At 70.2% G+C, this 16,246-nt stretch carries 19 protein-coding genes; 11 read left to right on the forward strand and 8 right to left on the reverse strand.

Translation table 11 applies throughout. The features are described from left to right. Positions 1-3: 3 nt before the first annotated feature. From AB0I15_RS29405 to AB0I15_RS29425, 5 genes are all read right to left on the reverse strand, one after another. Positions 4-684, reverse strand: a complete 681-nt coding sequence (locus AB0I15_RS29405; RefSeq protein ID WP_358102174.1) for a copper homeostasis protein CutC — start codon at positions 682-684, stop codon at positions 4-6. 171 nt (positions 685-855) lie between these two features. Beyond that, complete coding sequence (locus AB0I15_RS29410) at positions 856-1,458, reverse strand: GNAT family N-acetyltransferase (protein WP_358102176.1); 603 nt, start codon at positions 1,456-1,458, stop codon at positions 856-858. 201 nt (positions 1,459-1,659) lie between these two features. Further along, the gene (locus AB0I15_RS29415; protein ID WP_358102178.1) at positions 1,660-2,397 is read right to left on the reverse strand and encodes a GntR family transcriptional regulator; all 738 of its coding nucleotides are present in this window, start codon (positions 2,395-2,397) and stop codon (positions 1,660-1,662) included. Positions 2,398-3,236: 839 nt separating this feature from the next. Next, positions 3,237-3,671, reverse strand: coding sequence for a zinc ribbon domain-containing protein (locus AB0I15_RS29420; protein ID WP_358102180.1), 435 nt, complete (start codon positions 3,669-3,671; stop codon positions 3,237-3,239). Then, on the reverse strand, positions 3,671-4,840 hold the full coding sequence (locus AB0I15_RS29425; RefSeq protein ID WP_358102182.1) for an acetyl-CoA acetyltransferase: 1,170 nt from the start codon (positions 4,838-4,840) through the stop codon (positions 3,671-3,673). The genes AB0I15_RS29420 and AB0I15_RS29425 overlap by 1 nt, the downstream gene beginning before the upstream one ends. Before the next feature lie 248 nt (positions 4,841-5,088). On the opposite strand from AB0I15_RS29425, the gene AB0I15_RS29430 reads away from it, so the two are divergent. From AB0I15_RS29430 to AB0I15_RS29465, 8 genes are read left to right on the forward strand one after another with little or no spacing between them, the layout of a single operon-like run. Continuing rightward, the gene (locus AB0I15_RS29430; RefSeq protein WP_358102184.1) at positions 5,089-5,610 is read left to right on the forward strand and encodes a flavin reductase family protein; all 522 of its coding nucleotides are present in this window, start codon (positions 5,089-5,091) and stop codon (positions 5,608-5,610) included. Beyond that, complete coding sequence (locus tag AB0I15_RS29435) at positions 5,597-6,721, forward strand: acyl-CoA dehydrogenase family protein (RefSeq protein ID WP_358102186.1); 1,125 nt, start codon at positions 5,597-5,599, stop codon at positions 6,719-6,721. Before AB0I15_RS29430 ends, AB0I15_RS29435 begins: the two co-directional genes overlap by 14 nt. A gap of 12 nt (positions 6,722-6,733) precedes the next feature. After that, on the forward strand, positions 6,734-7,531 hold the full coding sequence (locus tag AB0I15_RS29440; RefSeq protein WP_358102188.1) for an SDR family oxidoreductase: 798 nt from the start codon (positions 6,734-6,736) through the stop codon (positions 7,529-7,531). Positions 7,532-7,563: 32 nt separating this feature from the next. Further along, entirely contained in the window at positions 7,564-7,905 is a 342-nt protein-coding gene (locus tag AB0I15_RS29445; RefSeq protein ID WP_358102190.1) for a PadR family transcriptional regulator, read from the forward strand. Beyond that, entirely contained in the window at positions 7,902-8,936 is a 1,035-nt protein-coding gene (locus AB0I15_RS29450; protein ID WP_358102192.1) for a hypothetical protein, read from the forward strand. The genes AB0I15_RS29445 and AB0I15_RS29450 overlap by 4 nt, the downstream gene beginning before the upstream one ends. 33 nt (positions 8,937-8,969) lie before the next feature. Continuing rightward, complete coding sequence (locus AB0I15_RS29455) at positions 8,970-10,265, forward strand: DUF2252 domain-containing protein (RefSeq protein ID WP_358102194.1); 1,296 nt, start codon at positions 8,970-8,972, stop codon at positions 10,263-10,265. A gap of 34 nt (positions 10,266-10,299) precedes the next feature. After that, entirely contained in the window at positions 10,300-11,505 is a 1,206-nt protein-coding gene (locus tag AB0I15_RS29460; RefSeq protein ID WP_358102196.1) for a hypothetical protein, read from the forward strand. A 34-nt stretch (positions 11,506-11,539) separates the two neighbouring features. Beyond that, positions 11,540-12,286 carry an SDR family oxidoreductase gene (locus AB0I15_RS29465; RefSeq protein ID WP_358102198.1) on the forward strand — a complete coding sequence of 249 codons (747 nt, stop codon included), beginning with the start codon at positions 11,540-11,542 and terminating at the stop codon, positions 12,284-12,286. Here the strand turns inward: AB0I15_RS29465 and AB0I15_RS29470 are convergent, their stop codons facing one another. The 3 genes from AB0I15_RS29470 to AB0I15_RS29480 all read right to left on the reverse strand — a co-directional run bounded on the left by AB0I15_RS29470 (position 12,287) and on the right by AB0I15_RS29480 (position 13,789). Next, a complete protein-coding gene (locus tag AB0I15_RS29470) occupies positions 12,287-13,102 on the reverse strand; it encodes a hypothetical protein (RefSeq protein ID WP_358102200.1) in 816 nt (271 codons plus the stop codon). 98 nt (positions 13,103-13,200) lie between these two features. Beyond that, on the reverse strand, positions 13,201-13,458 hold the full coding sequence (locus AB0I15_RS29475; RefSeq protein WP_358102202.1) for a hypothetical protein: 258 nt from the start codon (positions 13,456-13,458) through the stop codon (positions 13,201-13,203). A 43-nt stretch (positions 13,459-13,501) separates the two neighbouring features. Next, positions 13,502-13,789: a hypothetical protein gene (locus AB0I15_RS29480; RefSeq protein ID WP_358102204.1), complete on the reverse strand. Its 288-nt coding sequence runs from the start codon at positions 13,787-13,789 to the stop codon at positions 13,502-13,504. Between the two features lie 205 nt (positions 13,790-13,994). On the opposite strand from AB0I15_RS29480, the gene AB0I15_RS29485 reads away from it, so the two are divergent. The 3 genes from AB0I15_RS29485 to AB0I15_RS29495 are packed head-to-tail and all read left to right on the forward strand — an operon-like array spanning position 13,995 to position 16,243. Then, a complete protein-coding gene (locus AB0I15_RS29485) occupies positions 13,995-14,648 on the forward strand; it encodes an NIPSNAP family protein (RefSeq protein WP_358102206.1) in 654 nt (217 codons plus the stop codon). Between the two features lie 42 nt (positions 14,649-14,690). Beyond that, positions 14,691-15,176 (forward strand): SigE family RNA polymerase sigma factor, encoded by a 486-nt coding sequence (locus AB0I15_RS29490; protein ID WP_358102208.1) that lies wholly within the window; start codon positions 14,691-14,693, stop codon positions 15,174-15,176. Further along, the gene (locus tag AB0I15_RS29495; RefSeq protein ID WP_358102210.1) at positions 15,173-16,243 is read left to right on the forward strand and encodes a hypothetical protein; all 1,071 of its coding nucleotides are present in this window, start codon (positions 15,173-15,175) and stop codon (positions 16,241-16,243) included. The genes AB0I15_RS29490 and AB0I15_RS29495 overlap by 4 nt, the downstream gene beginning before the upstream one ends. Positions 16,244-16,246: the final 3 nt, after the last annotated feature.

Raw genomic sequence — 16,246 nt, forward strand, 5'->3', positions numbered from 1 at the left:
TCCTCAGTCGCGCTCGACCAGCGCCCGCCACTGGCGTACCAGGCGCCACTCGACCGGGTCCGACCAGCTCGCGCGCACGGCCGAGCCCACGTGGAAGGCCCGGACGCCGTAGTCGAGCAGGGCGGGCACGTACGCGGGCTTCAGCCCGCCGCCGGCCAGGATGATCGAGCCGTCGCCCGCGTCGGCGCGCGTCTTCAGCACCGGCAGGCCGTCCCCCACCCCGGTCGGGGCGCCGGAGGTGAGCACGGTGGCGAGGTTGGGCAGCAGGCGCACGGCCCGCCAGGCCGCCTGGACGTCGGCGGCGTGGTCGACGGCCCGGTGGAACGTCCAGGGGAGCGGGGAGACCGCGTGGATGAGCGCCTCGGTGGCCGTCAGGTCGACCGTGCCCACGCCGTCGAGGAACCCGAACACGAACCCCGCCGCACCCGCCTGCGCCAGGGCCTTGGCGTCGCGGCTCAGCCGGGCGAGCACATCGGGGTCGGCGGCGAAGCCGGCGTCGCAGCGGAGCATCACCATCTGGGGCAGAGGGCATTCCGCGGCGATCGCGGCCACCGTCTCCGGCGCGGGGGTCAGCCCGTCGGCCGCCATGTCGGCGACGACCTCCAGCCGGTCGGCTCCGCCCTGTTCGGCGGCCACGGCGTCGCGCACGTTGAGCGCGATCACCTCGAGCAGGGATCCGGTCATGGAGGAGAGGTTATATGGCGATCTGTGCCTTTGCGCCGGAATATGCACTGCCACCTGGGAGAAGACGGCCTGGCGCAGGCGAACCGGCCGACGAATCGACCGATGCACCGGCCCGCGAACCGGCAGGGGCCCGGAGCCGCGCGAGCACGGCCGGGCCCCTGGGGGGTGGGATCAGACGCTGATCAGCTCGGCGAGCGTGAGGTCACGGAAGACCGTGGTGGGGACGTCCTCCGTGGGACGCTCGAACAGGGCGCCCGAAGAGCGGTGCGGGAGGTCCACCGTGCGCAGGTGGCGGAAGCCGCGGCCGCGGTAGTAGTCCTGCAGCCGGGGGTTGCCCTTGGCGCAGTCGAGCCGGAGCCAGGGCAGGCCCGAGGAGTGGGCCATGGCGCCGGCCCAGTCGAGGAGGGCGTCGCCGAGCCCGCTGCCCGACCAGGGACGGGCCACGGCCAGTTTGTGGATGTAGAGTGCCGCCCCCGGGTCGTCGGCCGGGGTCCAGAACTCCGGGTCGGCGTGTTCGTCGAGGGCTATGGTGGCGACCGGCGGGGCCGATTCGTCGGGGTCGAGATATCTGAGCTCGTCGTCCAGCAGGAAAAGCACCCGCTCCTCGATCAGCGGTTCGATCCGCTCGGGTCCGAACCCCCCGCGGGGCCACTGCCTCACCCCTCGCGTGTAGAGCCACTCGGCGGTGTCGGCGAGCAGCGTCAGTACGCCGGGAAGGTCCGCGGGTTCCGCCCTACGCAGAGAGAGCGGATGAAGCAAGGTGTTTGTGTGCATGGCAAACCCTTCGTTGCATGGGGTATCCGCACGACAGCGCAGCGTGATGATGCAATGTCGCACAAGGGCGAAATGGGGCCTCAACCCGATATGTATGGATAAATGGCGATTTAGGGGAGTATGCACGACTCCCCCAGGCCAGCGAGGCGGCTATTTCTCGCTGCGCCCGGCCGGCGAAATCACCCCTTCACCCCGAGCTCGTCAGCGGCGATCGAGCTCGTACCTGATCAGATGTTTGTCGGCTGGCAAAACCGACACGGCGACACGCACTGGCATGTCTGCCCCGTCGTACCCCACTCGGACATAGACCATGACTGGCGTGCCGAGTTCGAGTTGGAGGCGCTCGGCCTCCTCCTGGTTGGGCATGCGGGCCCAGATGTCGTCCACGACGCGTATCTGCGCATGCCCCAGCTCTTCCAGCACCCGGTTCGCCCCTCGCGCGATGTCTCCAGGTCTGGCGATCTCGGAGTCGGCCACCATGTCACGGGGAAAGTAGGAGTCGTTGGTGTTGTACGGCTGCCCGTCCACGAAACGCAGACGGCGTCTCACCACCGCCAGTTCCCCATCCGCCAATTCCAGTCTGCTGGCGATCTCCTCGACGGGAGACACCGTCAGCACCTCGATGTACTGGCTTGGCGCGCGGCCCTCCTGCGCCACGGCGTAGGCGAAGGCTTCCCGCAGCTCTCCTGTTGGTTGCGGCTCCAACTCCCGCTGCGGATAGATCAGCAGCGGCCTGCGGTCCCTGACCACCGTTCCGCGCCGCGGCGTGCGCGTGACGAGCCCCTCATTGACGAGTTCTCCCAGGGCCAACCTTACGGTGTTCCGGCTCACGCCATGGTCTTCCATGAGCTGTGCCTCAGTCGGCAGCTGTGACCCGGGGCCGAGGACACCCGAGTAGATGGCTCGTCTCAACTCCGCAGCCACCTGCTGATACAGCACCGACCTTGCCACTTTCACCCCTTTTGTTCCAACAATTTAGACGATCTGGTTCTAGCAGGCCACAGCCCCTTGACCGAACCCCCTCGACAGGCCCATCATCCATTCGTTGGTACAAATCCATCTAAAGGCCGGTGAGGGGGTGGAGGCCAATGTTGCCGGACCGCATGGGTACGCCATACCTGCCCTGGCATGACCCTCGCGAAGCAATACGTTTACTGCGTTACGCCTTGCGTCGCGATGGGTTCACCCACACCTACCAGAGCAATGGCGAATCTGTGCTACCGGCGTTGACTGAGCTGACCGCGTGGTGCGACGACGGATCCTTTGTCTGGAACGAGGAGGGTGGCGCCCCCGTCCCGCATCCCATTGATGACCCGGTTGGTGCAGCTCGACGCATCGCCGAACGTTTCCGGCAACAGCAACCTGCACACTCCCCCATCGACTCCGTGCGCGAGCTCACGGTCTAGGACTCCATCCCTCGCCGGAGTCCTGGCGCCGTCGCACACGGGGCAGGAAGCGCGTCCTGGCGGGTCCCCCACGCCCGCCAGGGCGCGCTTTCCTCCGAGGGACCGACCACCGAGACGCCTCCATCCACCGATGGGGGCCTTTTCTTTGGGGTGGAGCGCGGGCCGCAGGGTATGCGGGCAGGATCGTCAGCCGTGACCTCGTGGTCACGGTCGCCATCACGCCGTTGCCACACACGCCTGCCGCCAAGTCCGAGCCGTCCGCGTCGACGTCTACTGCCCTCATCATCAACCCTCAGAGCCCAACCCGGGGGCAGCTTCGGGATGGTGGGACTGGTGGGATTTTCCGGTACCAATCCAATTTCCGGCTTCAGGTCAACGATCCGGCGGATTTCCGGCGCGATGGACGCTCCCGGCGCCGGCCGGCTCCCAGTCCACGAGCGTCAGCCCCTCCCCCACCTCGGTGTACGCGCCCCGCACCCGCAGCCCGTACTCCGGCGGCCCCTCGCCACGCCAGTTGCCGTAGACCAGACCTCCCGGCACCGCCGCCAACCGGACCATTACCACTAGGTATGGATCGCGCGCACCCGGCAGGAACGGCTGATGGCTGACGATCCAGCTCTCGACCGTCCCCTCGGGCACCACCTGTCGCCAGCGCCACTCCTCCGTCCGGCAGGACGGGCAGAACGCCCGCGGAGGGAAGCGGGACAGGCCGCACGCCTCGCACTCCTGCACCGCGAACTCGTGCCTGGCGACCCCCTCCCACCACGGCCGGGAGTCGCGGTCGGGCTCGGGCCGGTACGCCGCCATCACGGCCTCCTCAGGATCAGCGCGGACGTCGCGGGCAGGATGTAGCCCGGCTGGGCCGTCGAGAGCGCCACCTCCGCACCCCTGACCTGCCGGTCCCCCGCGTCGCCCCGGAGCTGCGAGACCGCCTCGGCGATGTGGTTCATGCCGTGCACGTAACCCTCGGACAGGAAGCCCCCGTGCGTGTTGACCGGCAGCGCGCCGTCCAGGGCGGTCGCGCCCGAGTCCACGTACGGGCCGCCCTCGCCCTTGGCGCAGAAGCCGTAGTCCTCGAGCTGGACGATCACCGAGTAGGTGAAGCAGTCGTACAGCTCGGCCACGTCGATGTCCCGTGGCCCCAGCCCGGCCTGGGCGTAGAGGCGCGGGGCCAGCGCGGCGGCCGCCGTCACCGTGGGGTCCGCGGACGGGCCCGACAGGTGCGACATCCCGCCGCCCCAGGCCGCGGCCGAGATGAGGACCGGCGGCCGGCGCAGCGCGCGGGCGCGCTCGGCCGTGGTGACCACGACCGCGCAGGCCCCGTCGGTCTCCAGGCAGCAGTCCAGGAGGCGGAACGGCTCGGCGATCCACCTGGCGGCCAGGTAGTCGTCAAGTGTGATGGGCGTGCGCATGAGGGCCCGCGGGTTCTTGGCGGCGTTGGCGCGCTGGGTGACCGCCAGCCGGCCGAAGTGCTCGGCCCGCGTGCCGTAGCGCAGCATGTGGGCGCGGGCGTACATGGCGTACTGCTGGGGTGGGGCCACGTAGCCGTACGGTGCCTGATACTGCACCTCCGGGCTCACCGGCACGCCCCGGCCCGTGCCGCCCATGCGGAACTCCGAGCGGGCGTTGATGGCCCGGTAGCAGACGACGGTCTCGGCCATCCCCGTGGCCACCGCGAGCGCGGCCTGGCCGACGACCGCGTGGGAGACGCTGCCGCCGCCGAACTGGTCGAGGTGCCAGGTGAGGTCCGCCAGGCCCAGCGCGGGGGCGACCAGGGTCGGGGCGGCCGAGTCGCCCACCCGGTGCGTGGCCAGGCCGTCCACGTCGTCCGGCGACAGGCCCGCGTCCTCCAGGGCCGCGAGCACCGCGCGGCAGGCCAGGGTCAGCGTGCTGACGCCGGAGTCCTTGGTGAACGGCGTGTAGCCGACCCCCGCGATCGCGGTCCGGTCTCGGATGTCAAGCAATCGCTTGGGCACATTCGTCACGTTAGGCAGCTCGTTTCGCGCCTGTCAACGCCGACCCGGGCCGACATCGGCCCAGTCGACGCGGGCTTGACAGCTTTTTCCGCCTTCCCCTATCGTCCCAAGCAAGCGCTTGGTAAGATGCGAGCAGTAGGTGGACGAGGAGGCGGACCATGAGCACACACGCTGCCCGGCTCATCGCGCCGGACGGCTGTCGCGGCCTTCCGACGCCATATCAGCGCAGGACTCGCAACGGAGCGACCATGCCGACGGGCCCTTCCCACCACAGCGGCAACGGCCACCTCGACAGCCGCCGCTTCCGGCAGGTGCTCGGCCGGTTCGCGACCGGAGTGGTGGCGATCACGGCCGTGGACCCCGAGGACGGGCAGCCGTGCGGCCTGGCGGCCAACTCCTTCACCTCGGTGTCGCTGGACCCGCCGCTGGTGGCGTTCTGCGTGGCCCACACCAGCACGAGCTGGCCCCGGGTACGCGGCGCCAAGGTCGTCACCGTCAACGTGCTGGCCGAGGACCAGCGTGAGGTGTGCACGCAGATGGCGACCAAGGGCGGCGACAAGTTCGCGGGCCTGGCCTGGACCGGCTCCCCCGGCGGCAACCCGGTGCTCGAGGGCGCGCTCGCCTGGCTCGACTGCATCGTCGAGGCCGAGCACCCGGCGGGCGACCACAACATCGTGGTGGCCCGGGTGCTCCAGCTCGACACCCACGCCGACGGCGGCCCGCTGGTGTTCTTCCGCGGCGGGTACGGAGGGTTCTTTGAGCCTTCGTGAGGAGGCGCGGGCCTGGCTGGAGGAGGCCCTGGGCGGCGAGTTCGTCCACGTCAGAGGGCTCGGCGGGCCCGGGCGCGAGCACGAGGGTCACGAGCTGCGCCAGGCGTGGGAGCGCCACCTGGGCAAGGCCGGCTGGACCTGCCTGGGCTGGCCGGAACGGTACGGCGGCCGCGCCGCCTCCCTGGAGGACCAGGTCGCCTTCCACGAGGAATACGCCAGAGCCGACGCCCCCGCCCGCGTGGACCACATCGGCGAGGGCCTGATCGGCCCGACGATCCTCGAGTTCGGCACCGACGAGCAGAAGGACCGCTTCCTGCCCCCGATCCAGCGCGGCGACGAGCTGTGGTGCCAGGGCTACTCCGAGCCGGAGGCCGGATCCGACCTGGCGAACGTCCAGACCAGGGCCCATCTCGAGGACGGCGAGTGGGTCGTCACCGGCCAGAAGGTGTGGACCTCGCTGGCGCACGTGGCCGACTGGTGCTTCGTCCTGTGCCGGACCGAGCCGGGCTCCCGGCGGCATCACGGGCTGTCGTACCTGCTGGTCCCCATGGACGGGCCGGGCGTGACCGTCCGGCCGATCGTGCAGCTCACCGGGACCTCGGAGTTCAACGAGGTGTTCTTCGACGGCGCCAGGACGGCGGCGGGCAACATCCTCGGAGCGCCGGGCGACGGCTGGCGGGTCGCGATGGCCACGCTGGGCCACGAGCGCGGCGCGTCCACGCTCGGCCAGCAGATCGGGTTCCGGCGAGAGCTGGCCAAGATCGTCGAGACCGCGAAGCGGACCGGCGCGGACCGCGATCCCGTGCTGCGCGACCGGCTGGTCAGGGCGTGGCTGGAGCTGGAGATCATGCGGCTCAACGCACTGCGGATGCTGCGGCCCGAGCCGGGAGCCGAGGTGTCGATCGCCAAGCTGTACTGGTCGGAGTGGCACCGCGGGCTGGGCGAGCTGGCGCAGGCCGTACAGGGCAGGGCCGGGCTCGTGGGCGACGAGGACGGGCTGAACGAGCTGCAGCGCCTCTACCTGTTCAGCCGGGCGGACACGATCTATGCCGGATCCAGCGAGATCCAGCGGAACATCATCGCCGAGCGCACCCTGGGACTTCCCCGCTGATTGGAGCCGCCGATGACCCCGCCGACCAGGCCGCCGACGCCCCCATCCTATCCGAGGGCCCACGGGCTGCTCGACGGCAAGGTGACGCTGGTGACGGCGGCCGCCGGCGCGGGCATCGGCTACGCGACCGCGCGGCGCTGCGCCGAGGAGGGCGCCACGATCGTCGTCTCCGACCGGCACGAGCGCCGCCTGGCCGAGGCCGCGGAGTCGCTGACCGAGCTCACCGGCGTCAAGCCCCTCGCGGTGCCGTGTGACGTGACGTCGGAGGCGCAGGTGCTGGCGCTGTTCGACGCGGTGGTGGAGGCGCACGGACGGCTCGACGTCGTGATCAACAACGCCGGCCTCGGCGGTACGGCGCCGCTGGCCGAGATGTCCGACGACCAGTGGCACGCGGTCATCGACGTCACCCTCAACGGCACGATGCGCTGCACCAGGGCCGCCCTCCGGCAGATGATCGACCAGGGCTCCGGCGTCATCGTCAACAACGCCTCCGTGATCGGCTGGCGGGCCCAGCGGGGCCAGGCGCACTACGCGGCGGCCAAGGCCGGGGTGATGGCGCTGACCCGGTGCGTGGCGCTGGAGGCGGCCGAGCACGGTGTGCGGGTCAACGCCGTGGCGCCCTCGCTGGCCGTGCATCCCTTCCTGGCGAAGGTGACCAGTGAGGAGCTGCTGGCGGAGCTGACGGCCAAGGAGGCGTTCGGGCGGTCCGCGGAGCCGTGGGAGGTGGCGAACGTGATCGTCTTCCTGGCCAGCGACTATTCGTCGTACATGACGGGTGAGGTCGTCTCCGTCTCCTCGCAACATCCCTGACGATATCCTGAGCACCAGGATATAGTGGGCCGGTGAACATTACGGAGCCCATGTTCCTGGCGCTGACGGCGCTGGTGGACGAGCCACGCCACGGCTACGGGATCGTCCAGGAGGTCGATCGGCTGTCCGAGGGGCGGGTGCAGCTCAAGATCGGCACGCTCTACGGCGTGCTCGACCGGCTCTCCGCAGAGGGGCTGGTCGCGCTGGACCGCGAGGAGGTGCGGCAGGGCCGCCTGCGGCGCTACTACCGGCTGACCGACGAGGGCGCCGACGCCCTGCGTGAGGAGGCCGCCAGGATGGCCGCCAACGCCGGCGCCGCCAACGCCCGGCTGCGCGCCCGCCTGCGCTCCCAGGCCGCCGGAGGTGCCGCATGAGCCTGCTCGAGCAGCGTTACCGGTCGGTCCTGCGCCTGCTGCCCGCCTCCTACCGCGCCGAGCGCGAGGAGGAGATGGTGGCCGCGTTCATGGAGCTGTCGGGTGAGGTGCCCGACGAGCTGAACGCCCATCCCCGGTGGGGTGAGGTCGCCAGCGTGCTGGCGTTGTCCGTGCGGGTGCGGCTCGGCGCCTCCAGCGCCTCCCCGCGCTCCTTCGCCTGGGGTGAGGCCGTCCGCCTCGTCGCGCTGCTCGGGCTGGCCTTCCAGAGCCTGTACGCCGTCTTCACCGTGGCGGATCTGTTCCGCCGGGTCACGCTCGACGGCGACCCCGGATTCGTGGGCGCCCCCGGCTCCTTCGAGCGACTGCTGATCGTCGGCGGGTCGGGCATGGTCGTCTGCTCGGCCTTCGCCTTCATCGCGATCATGCAGGGCCGGGCGGGGGTGGCCAAGATCGCCGCGGTGCTCGGCGTCGCGCCCGTGACGGCCTCCTTCCTCATGTCGATCCTCGTGCTCGGGCCCTCCGGAGGCCGGGCGCTCTCCGAGGCGGGCGGCCTGGTGTTCACCGCGGTGCCGGTGATCGCGCTGCTGCTGGGCTTCCACGGCGACGTCCCGCCCCGGCGCCGCTCCTGGGCGCTCACCCTGGCGCCGCTCGCCGCCGGAGTGGTGGCACTGGGCTGGGTCGAGGTGGCCGGCGCGCTGCGGCTCTACCTGTCGCCCTGGCTCTACCTGTGGCTGGACCTCGCCGGGATGACGATCCCGGTGTGGGCCGCGGCCTCGGTGGCCCTGCCGGCCCGGCGCCGCCCGCCCTCGGCGGCGCTCGCGATGTCGGCCTTCGGGCTGCTCCTGCTGGCCGACCGGCTGCCGCTGCTCGACTACATGCCCGAGGGGGTCCCGTGGGCCATGGCCTGCGCGCAGTGCGTGCTGCTCGGGGTGCTGGCCGCCGCGCTGGCCTGGGCGGGGGTCCGGGCCCTGCCGGGCGGGCGCGCCGCGGTTTTGCCCGGACCGGATCAGGTCGGGGAAAGATCGGGGTAGGCGACGGCAGGATCGCGATCTAGTGTCCGGTGCATGGGCACACGCTCCTCCTTCCTGCTCGATGTCCTCATGGCGGAGTTCGGCGAATCGATCAAGCGAGACCCTCCCGCGTTCAGGCGGAAATTCCGGAAGATGGCGGCCTCCCCCTTCGCCTTCTACCGGGGCAGCGCCTGCCTGTTCTACGCCGACATGGCCGGGCCGTTCGCCGACGAGTCCTTCCTCGACGGCCCGACCAGCAGGGTGTGGATCCACGGCGACCTGCACGCCGAGAACTTCGGCACCTACATGAACGCCTCGGGCGTCCTGGTCTTCAACGTCAACGACTTCGACGAGGCGTACGTGGGGCCCTACGTCTGGGACCTCAAGCGGTTCGCCGCCAGCGTGGCCCTGCTCGGATACGCCAAGGCGCTGTCCGACGACTCGATCAGCATGCTGGTGACCGACTTCGCCGGCGCGTACCTGGTCGAGCTGTCCGGCATCGCCGCGGGCGGCGAGGAGGCCATCGGCTCGCTCACGCTGGGCACCACCACCGGCGTGCTGCACCGGGTGCTGCAGACCGCGCGGCTGAGCACCCGGGTGGCGCTGCTCGACGTCGAGACCGTGATCGACGACTACGACCGGCGCTTCGCGCTCATGGAGGGGCGCGAGCACGTGGACGCGGTGACCAGGCGCGACGTGCTGGCCGCGTTCGAGGAGTACCTGGCCTCGCTGCCCGTGCCCGGCAACCCCGTCGAGCACGTGATCAAGGATGTGGCGCTGCGCAAGGGCGTGGGAATCGGGTCGGCGGGACTGCCCTCGTACAACCTGCTGCTGGAGGGGCGTTCGCAGGCGCTGGAGAACGACGTCATCCTGTACATGAAGCAGGCGGCGGTGCCGGCGGTCGCGCGATACGTCGCCGACGAGACGGTGACCTCCTACTTCCTGCACCAGGGGCACCGCACGGCCGAGTCGCAGCGGGCGCTGCAGGCCTACGCCGATCCCTGGCTGGGCTACACCACCCTCAACGGGGTCGGGCAGCTCGTCGCGGAGGTCTCGCCCTACTCGGCCGACCTGGACTGGGACGACGTGAACGAGCCGGACGAGCTGCGCTCGATCGTGCAGGACCTGGGGCGGGCGGTGGCGCGTATGCACTCCGTGGCCGACGACGAGTCCAGCCACGACCTGGTCGACTTCTCGACGGAGGAGGCGATCGTGGCGGTGATCGGAGACGACCGGTCCGGATTCATCGGGATGCTGGTGGATTTCGCGCATCGTTATGGGGCACAGGCCCGTGAAGACCATCGAAGGTTCGTCGACCTGTTCCGCAACGGCCGTCTTCCCGGCGTGTGAACCTCCTGCGGCCAGGCCGGGGAGGAGGCGCGTCGTGCGACATCTGATCGGGCTGCTGCTGGGGACGGAGGAGGACTGGCCGTCGGCGTTCGAGACCCTGTTACGGCGGCTGGGGCCGATCAAGGGGGTGGGCGGCTTCGACGTCGAGCGGCTCACCATCGAGCCGTTCGACCTGCGGGCCGAACCGCGGCACGAGCTGGTGATCGACCGGCTGGCCTACTGGTACTACCACCCGCGTGAGTGGCTCAAGAAGATCTCCATGATGGACGACGTCTATCTGCTCAACAGCCCGTTCACGTTCCAGTCGATGGAGAAGCACACCGCCTACTGCGCGATGATGCGGCTCGGGCTCAAGGTGCCGCGGACGGTGCTGGTGCCGTTCAAGAACCCGCTCGACAACACCCGCTACGCCTACACCGCCGCCCGCTACAACCAGCCCTTCGACCTGGACGAGGTGGCGGAGAGCGTCGGCTACCCGCTGTTCATGAAGCCGTACGACGGCGGAGCTTGGCGGGGGGTCTCCCTCGTACGCGACCGGGAGGAGCTGCACCGGGCCTACGACGAGAGCGGCGAGATGCTCATGCACCTGCAGGAGGCCGTCCAGGGTTACGACGCGTTCGCCAGGTCGCTGTCCATCGGGGCCGAGACGATGGTGATGCGCTTCCGGCCCGAGGAGCCGATGCACGCCCGCTACGTCGTGGACCACGCGTTCCTGTCGCCGGAGGTCGGCGAGGAGGTCGTGACGATCGGCAAGCTGGTGAACGCGTTCTTCCGGTGGGAGTTCAACTCCTGCGAGACCCTGGTCAAGGGCCCGGACGTGCATCCCATCGACTACGCCAACGCCTGCCCCGACGTGGCGCTGACGAGCCTGCACTACTACTTCCCGTGGGCGATCAAGACGCTGGTGAAGTGGAGCGTGTTCTGCGTGGCCACCCGGCGCCGGCCCCGGATCGACCTTGAGACGCACGACTACTTCGCCGTCACCGGGACCTATGAGGAGCGCCTCGGCCAATACCGGCGGCTGGCGGACAAGTATTTCGAGACCGAGCGCTATGAGGAGTTCTGCCGGACGCACCTGGCGCACATCGACGAGGTCACGCTGGAGTGGGTGGCCGGGCCGGAGTTCGACCGGCTGCTGGTGGAGACGGTGATCGCGACGTACCCGCCGGAGGAGCGCGAGATGTTCGTCGAGCACTTCCGCGGGCTGCTGCGGCTGTGGGTGAAGGACGAGGGCTTCTAGCAACCGACCGGTCGGTATGGCATGCTGCCGGAACATGACTCTGTTTTCGGTGGAAGGCAAGACGGTCGTCGTCACGGGTGGTTCGCGCGGCATCGGCCGCATGATCGCCGCCGGGTTCGTGGAGGCGGGGGCGACGGTCCACATCTCCGCCCGCAAGACGGCCGAGGTGGAGAAGACGGCCGCCGAGCTGGGCTGCGCCGCCGTACCGGCCGACCTGTCCACGCCTGAGGGGCTGGAGACCCTGGTGGCCGCGGTGGACGGGCCGGTGCACGTGCTGGTGAACAACGCGGGGGCGACGTGGGGCGCCCCGCTGGAGGAGTATCCGGAGCACGCCTTCGACAAGCTCTGGAACATCAACGTCAAGGGCGTCTTCTACCTGACCCAGCGCTTCCTGCCGCGGCTCAGGGAGGCGGCGAGCGCGGACGACCCGGCCCGGGTGATCAACGTGGGCTCGATCGACGGCCTCAGGGTGCCCGCGCTGGAGAGCTACGCCTACTCCTCGACGAAGGCGGCCGTGCACATGCTGACCCGGCACCTGGCCAGGCAGTTGGCCAAGGAGCACATCACGGTCAACGCCATCGCTCCCGGGCCCTTCGACTCGAAGATGATGGCGTTCGCGCTCGGCGATCCCGACACGCGGGAGATGATCGCCTCGAACGTGCCGCTGGGGCGCATCGGCCGCCCCGAGGACATGGCGGGTGCGGCGATCTACCTGTCGTCGCGGGCGGGGGCGTACCTGACCGGCACGGTCATCCCCGTGGACGGCGGCATCTCCTGCTGATCAGAGCAGCTCGCGCAGCGCCCGCGCGAAGCTCGCCGGCGCCTCCGGCCGGTGGCCCAGGTAGAGGTAGGGCTCGGTCAGCTCCAGCTCGATGACCGCGGGCGCGCCGCCGGAAAGCCGGACCAGGTCGATCCTGGCGTAGAGAAGGACATGGGGTACGGCGGCAAGCACCTTCTCGGCAAGTTCGACCTGGTCCGGGGCTGGGGTGCGGAGCTGGGCCCGCGCGTTGTCGTCGAGCGTCGTCCCGGGGACGAGCATGGGGTTGCGGCGGACGGCGTGGCTGAGGCGGCCGTTGAAGTACAGCAGCGAGGTCTCGCCCTCCGACTCGACCATGTCGAGGTAGGGCTGCACCATCGGTGTGCGCCCGGCGGCCTCCAGGGCGGCGGCCAGCGCGGCGGCCTCGGCGCGGTCGGCGGTCCTGGTGGTGTCGCGGGCGCCTCCGGAGATCGACGGCTTGACCACGTATTCGGGCCAGTCCGGCAGCCCCTCGGACGACCAGTGCGTGGGCACGGTCGGCACGCCCAGCTCACGCAGGTAGGTCTTGTCGGTGTTGGACTCGAGCACGGCGTACGGGTTCAGCAGCCTGGTGACGGACTCCACCTCGCGCGCCCACGCGAGGAACTCCTCCCGGCGCAGGACGTAGTCCCACACCGAGCGGACGACCACGGCGTCGTAGGCGCTCCAGTCGACCGCCGGATCGTCCCAGCGCTCGGCCCGCCCGTCGATGCCCGCCTCGCGCCAGGCCGCCAGGACCGGGTCGCGCTCGTCGTCCTCACCCCGGAGATCCTCAAAGGTGGCATAAGCACAGATAGTCACACACAGATGCTAATACGGCACGAGCCGGGCCATATCGGACCCGGCTCGCACGGCTCCGGGCGCGCCGCCCAGGCGCCGGGCGGCGCGCCCCGCTTCGATCAGTCGTTCAGGTCGTCGGTGACCACGTCGCTGCCGTTGGTGGCGGTCACGGCGTTGCCGTTGACGTTGTTGACGCCGGTGGCGCCGTGGCCGTTCACGTTGGCGTTGACGACGTTGCCGAAGTTGTTGCCCGACTGCGAGGAGTCGGTGTTGCGGCTGGAGTTGCCCGCGTTGGTGTCGGCGTAGGCGGGGGCCGACAGCAGGGTCAGGCCGGCCGCGGCGGCGATGACGCCGGTCACGCAGAGCTTCTTCATCATCTGGAAGTCCTTTCAGAGTGCTGTATTGCCGGACGTCAGCCGGTCAGTCGAAGATGTACGTCACCGTGATCCCGCCATTCGTGGCGGTGGGGGCGATGCCGTTGATGTTGTTGACGTTGGTCGAGTGACCCTCGCCGTGGTTACCGGCGAAGACGTCGCCGAAGTTGTTTCCTGACTGGGACGAGTCGTAGTTGCCGCTCCGATTCGTGGCCCAGTCGCCACCGGGGAGGGGGCCGAGCCAGTCGTCGTCAGCATGAGCGGGAACTGCGAGAAGTGAGCCACCGGCGGCCACAGTCAGCACGGCCGCGGCGGCGCACACTCTTTTGATCAACTTCTGCTCCTTCGCCGGCGGGGGAGACGGTCGCCCGGGGCCCAGGACGCGCCACCCTCCCCTTGGACCTTCCTTGACCCCAGGAGATCAAGGTCAATGCGAGCATATAACTATGCGTTGTCATTCTGTAGCTCTAAGTAATCAGAATATTGTTCGGCGAATACGCTGACACGGGATGTCAGTGACCCGGCCATACCCTCCGCGCATGATCCACGAACTACGCCGCTACACGCTCCATCCGGGCCACCGGGACACGCTGATCTCGCTGTTCGAGCGGGAGTTCGTCGAGTCGCAGGAGGCGACCGGCATGCGCGTGACCGGCACCTTCCGCGACCCCGACGCTCCCGACACGTTCTCCTGGCTGCGGGCCTTCCCCGACATGCCGTCCCGCCGGGCCGCGCTGGCCGCCTTCTACGACGGCCCCGTGTGGCGGGCCCACCGCGACGCGGCGAACGCCACCATGATCGACTCCGACGACGTGCTCCTGCTGCGCTCCGCGGGCCCGGAATTCCCGTCGTGGGAACGCCCGCCGGTGGGCGCCACCGACCTGCCCCCGTCGCTGTACGTCGCCACGATCCACCACGTCGAGGCCGGCTTCGCCGAAACCTTCTCCCTGAAGGCCGCGCCGGTGCTGGCCGAGGCGGGGGTGACGCCCATCGCCTGCCTCGAGACCGAGCCCGCCGAGAACGACTTCCCGCGCCTGCCCGTACGGACCGGGGAGAAGGTGTTCGTGTGGTTCGCCCGCTTCGACACACCCGAGGAGGAACGGGAGGTGGACCTGCCGATGCTCGAACCCTTCTCCACCGCCGCCCCCGAGCGGCTTCGGCTGCGGCCGACGGCCCGCTCGTCCCTACGATGAGGGTTTCCAACCCTGGAGCCCTCGGCGGAGTTGTTTCAGTACATGGACCGCTATGAGGGGTTCCACGAGTTCGTACGCGACCGCCAGCAATCGCTGATGCGGACGGCGTACCTGCTGACCGGGAACGCCCACCTCGCCGAGGACCTGTTGCAGACGGTCCTCACCCGCGTCGCCTCCCACTGGGCCAAGCTCGCCAAGAGCGGCAACCCCGAGGCGTACGCCCGTAAGGCTCTGGTGAACCAGACCATCTCCTGGCGCCGGCGCAGGCAGGTCGAGCTGCCCGGCGCCGAACTGCCCGAAAGGGGGCGATCGCACGACGACGCGACCCTGCGCCGTCTCGCCCTGCAGCAGGCGCTCGCCCGGCTGACGCCCAAGCAGCGGGCGGTGATCGTGCTGCGCTTCTACGAGGACCGCACCGAGCACGAGACCGCCCGGCTCATGGGCGTCTCCGTCGGGACGGTGAAGAGCCAGACCCACTACGCGCTGTCGAAGCTGCGCGCGCTCGACCCGCAGGAGGCGTACCAATGAACACGCTCCGTGACGACCTGCGGGAGTTGGCCGCGCAGGCGCCCGGTGTGGACCTGGCCGACCGCGCGGTGCGGGGCGCTCGCCGGCGGCGGGCGACCCGGCTGGCCGCGATCAGCGCCGCCGTGGTGTGCCTGATCGCGGCCGGCTCCACCGTGCTGTTCCAGCAGGTGTTCCACGAGCCGCCCATCGTGCTCGCGCCGCCCGAGACGAAGGCGCTGCCGCTGCCCGAGAAGGGGGTGGGGCCGGTGGAGCAGATGTACCAGATGCCGTGCAAGGCCGGGTGCGAGCGGCGCGAATGGCGGCTGGCGACCCGCGACGGCGAGGTCTACGCGTTCGACCCCGGGCCCGGGCCGATGGCCGCGACACCCGACGGCCGCAGGATCGCCTACTACAGCGCGAAGCAGCACACGATCCTCATCCGCGACCTCGCGGACGGGAAGACCTGGAAGGCGCCGCTCAAGGAGCCCGAGGAGGCGTTCGAGGCCGAGTACACGCTGCGGCTGTCCCACGACGGGCTGCGCTTCGTCGTCTCCGGGTGGGGCGGGCGACGGCAGCCCAACCTGCTGGTGGACGTCCTGCGCGGCACGACGACCGAGCTCGAGCGGGGCTGGTTCCCGGTGAGCGTGGCCGACGGCGACGGGCCGGTGGTGCTGATCAAGCCGTACGACAAGACCACGAAGGTGTGGGTCCTGGGCCATCAGCCCATCACCGTCGCGGACTTCACCTACGACTTCAGCCTGCTGTCGCCCGACGGGCACACCCTGTCCAGGCTCACGGGCTCCACCGACGAGCGGCCCCGGCGGGCCGACTCGATCGCCACCTTCGACGCCCTGCGGGGCGGCCAGGAGACCACCGTGCTCATCTCCGGCGTGCACGAGGGCCTGCGCCCGGCTCGGATGGGGGCGTGGCTGAACGAGCACCAGGTGACGGTGCTCGCCGTGCCGCAGGCGCCGCGCGACGGCCTCCCGTCCCTGGTCTACGCCATCGACGTGCGGACCGGGGAGAGCCGCGAGATGTTCGCGACCCGCGAGGACGGCGCCGTCGTGCTGCCGGGGATCGTGCGGTGACTC

The organism is Nonomuraea sp. NPDC050643 (assembly GCF_040654715.1).
Lineage (GTDB): Bacteria > Actinomycetota > Actinomycetes > Streptosporangiales > Streptosporangiaceae > Nonomuraea.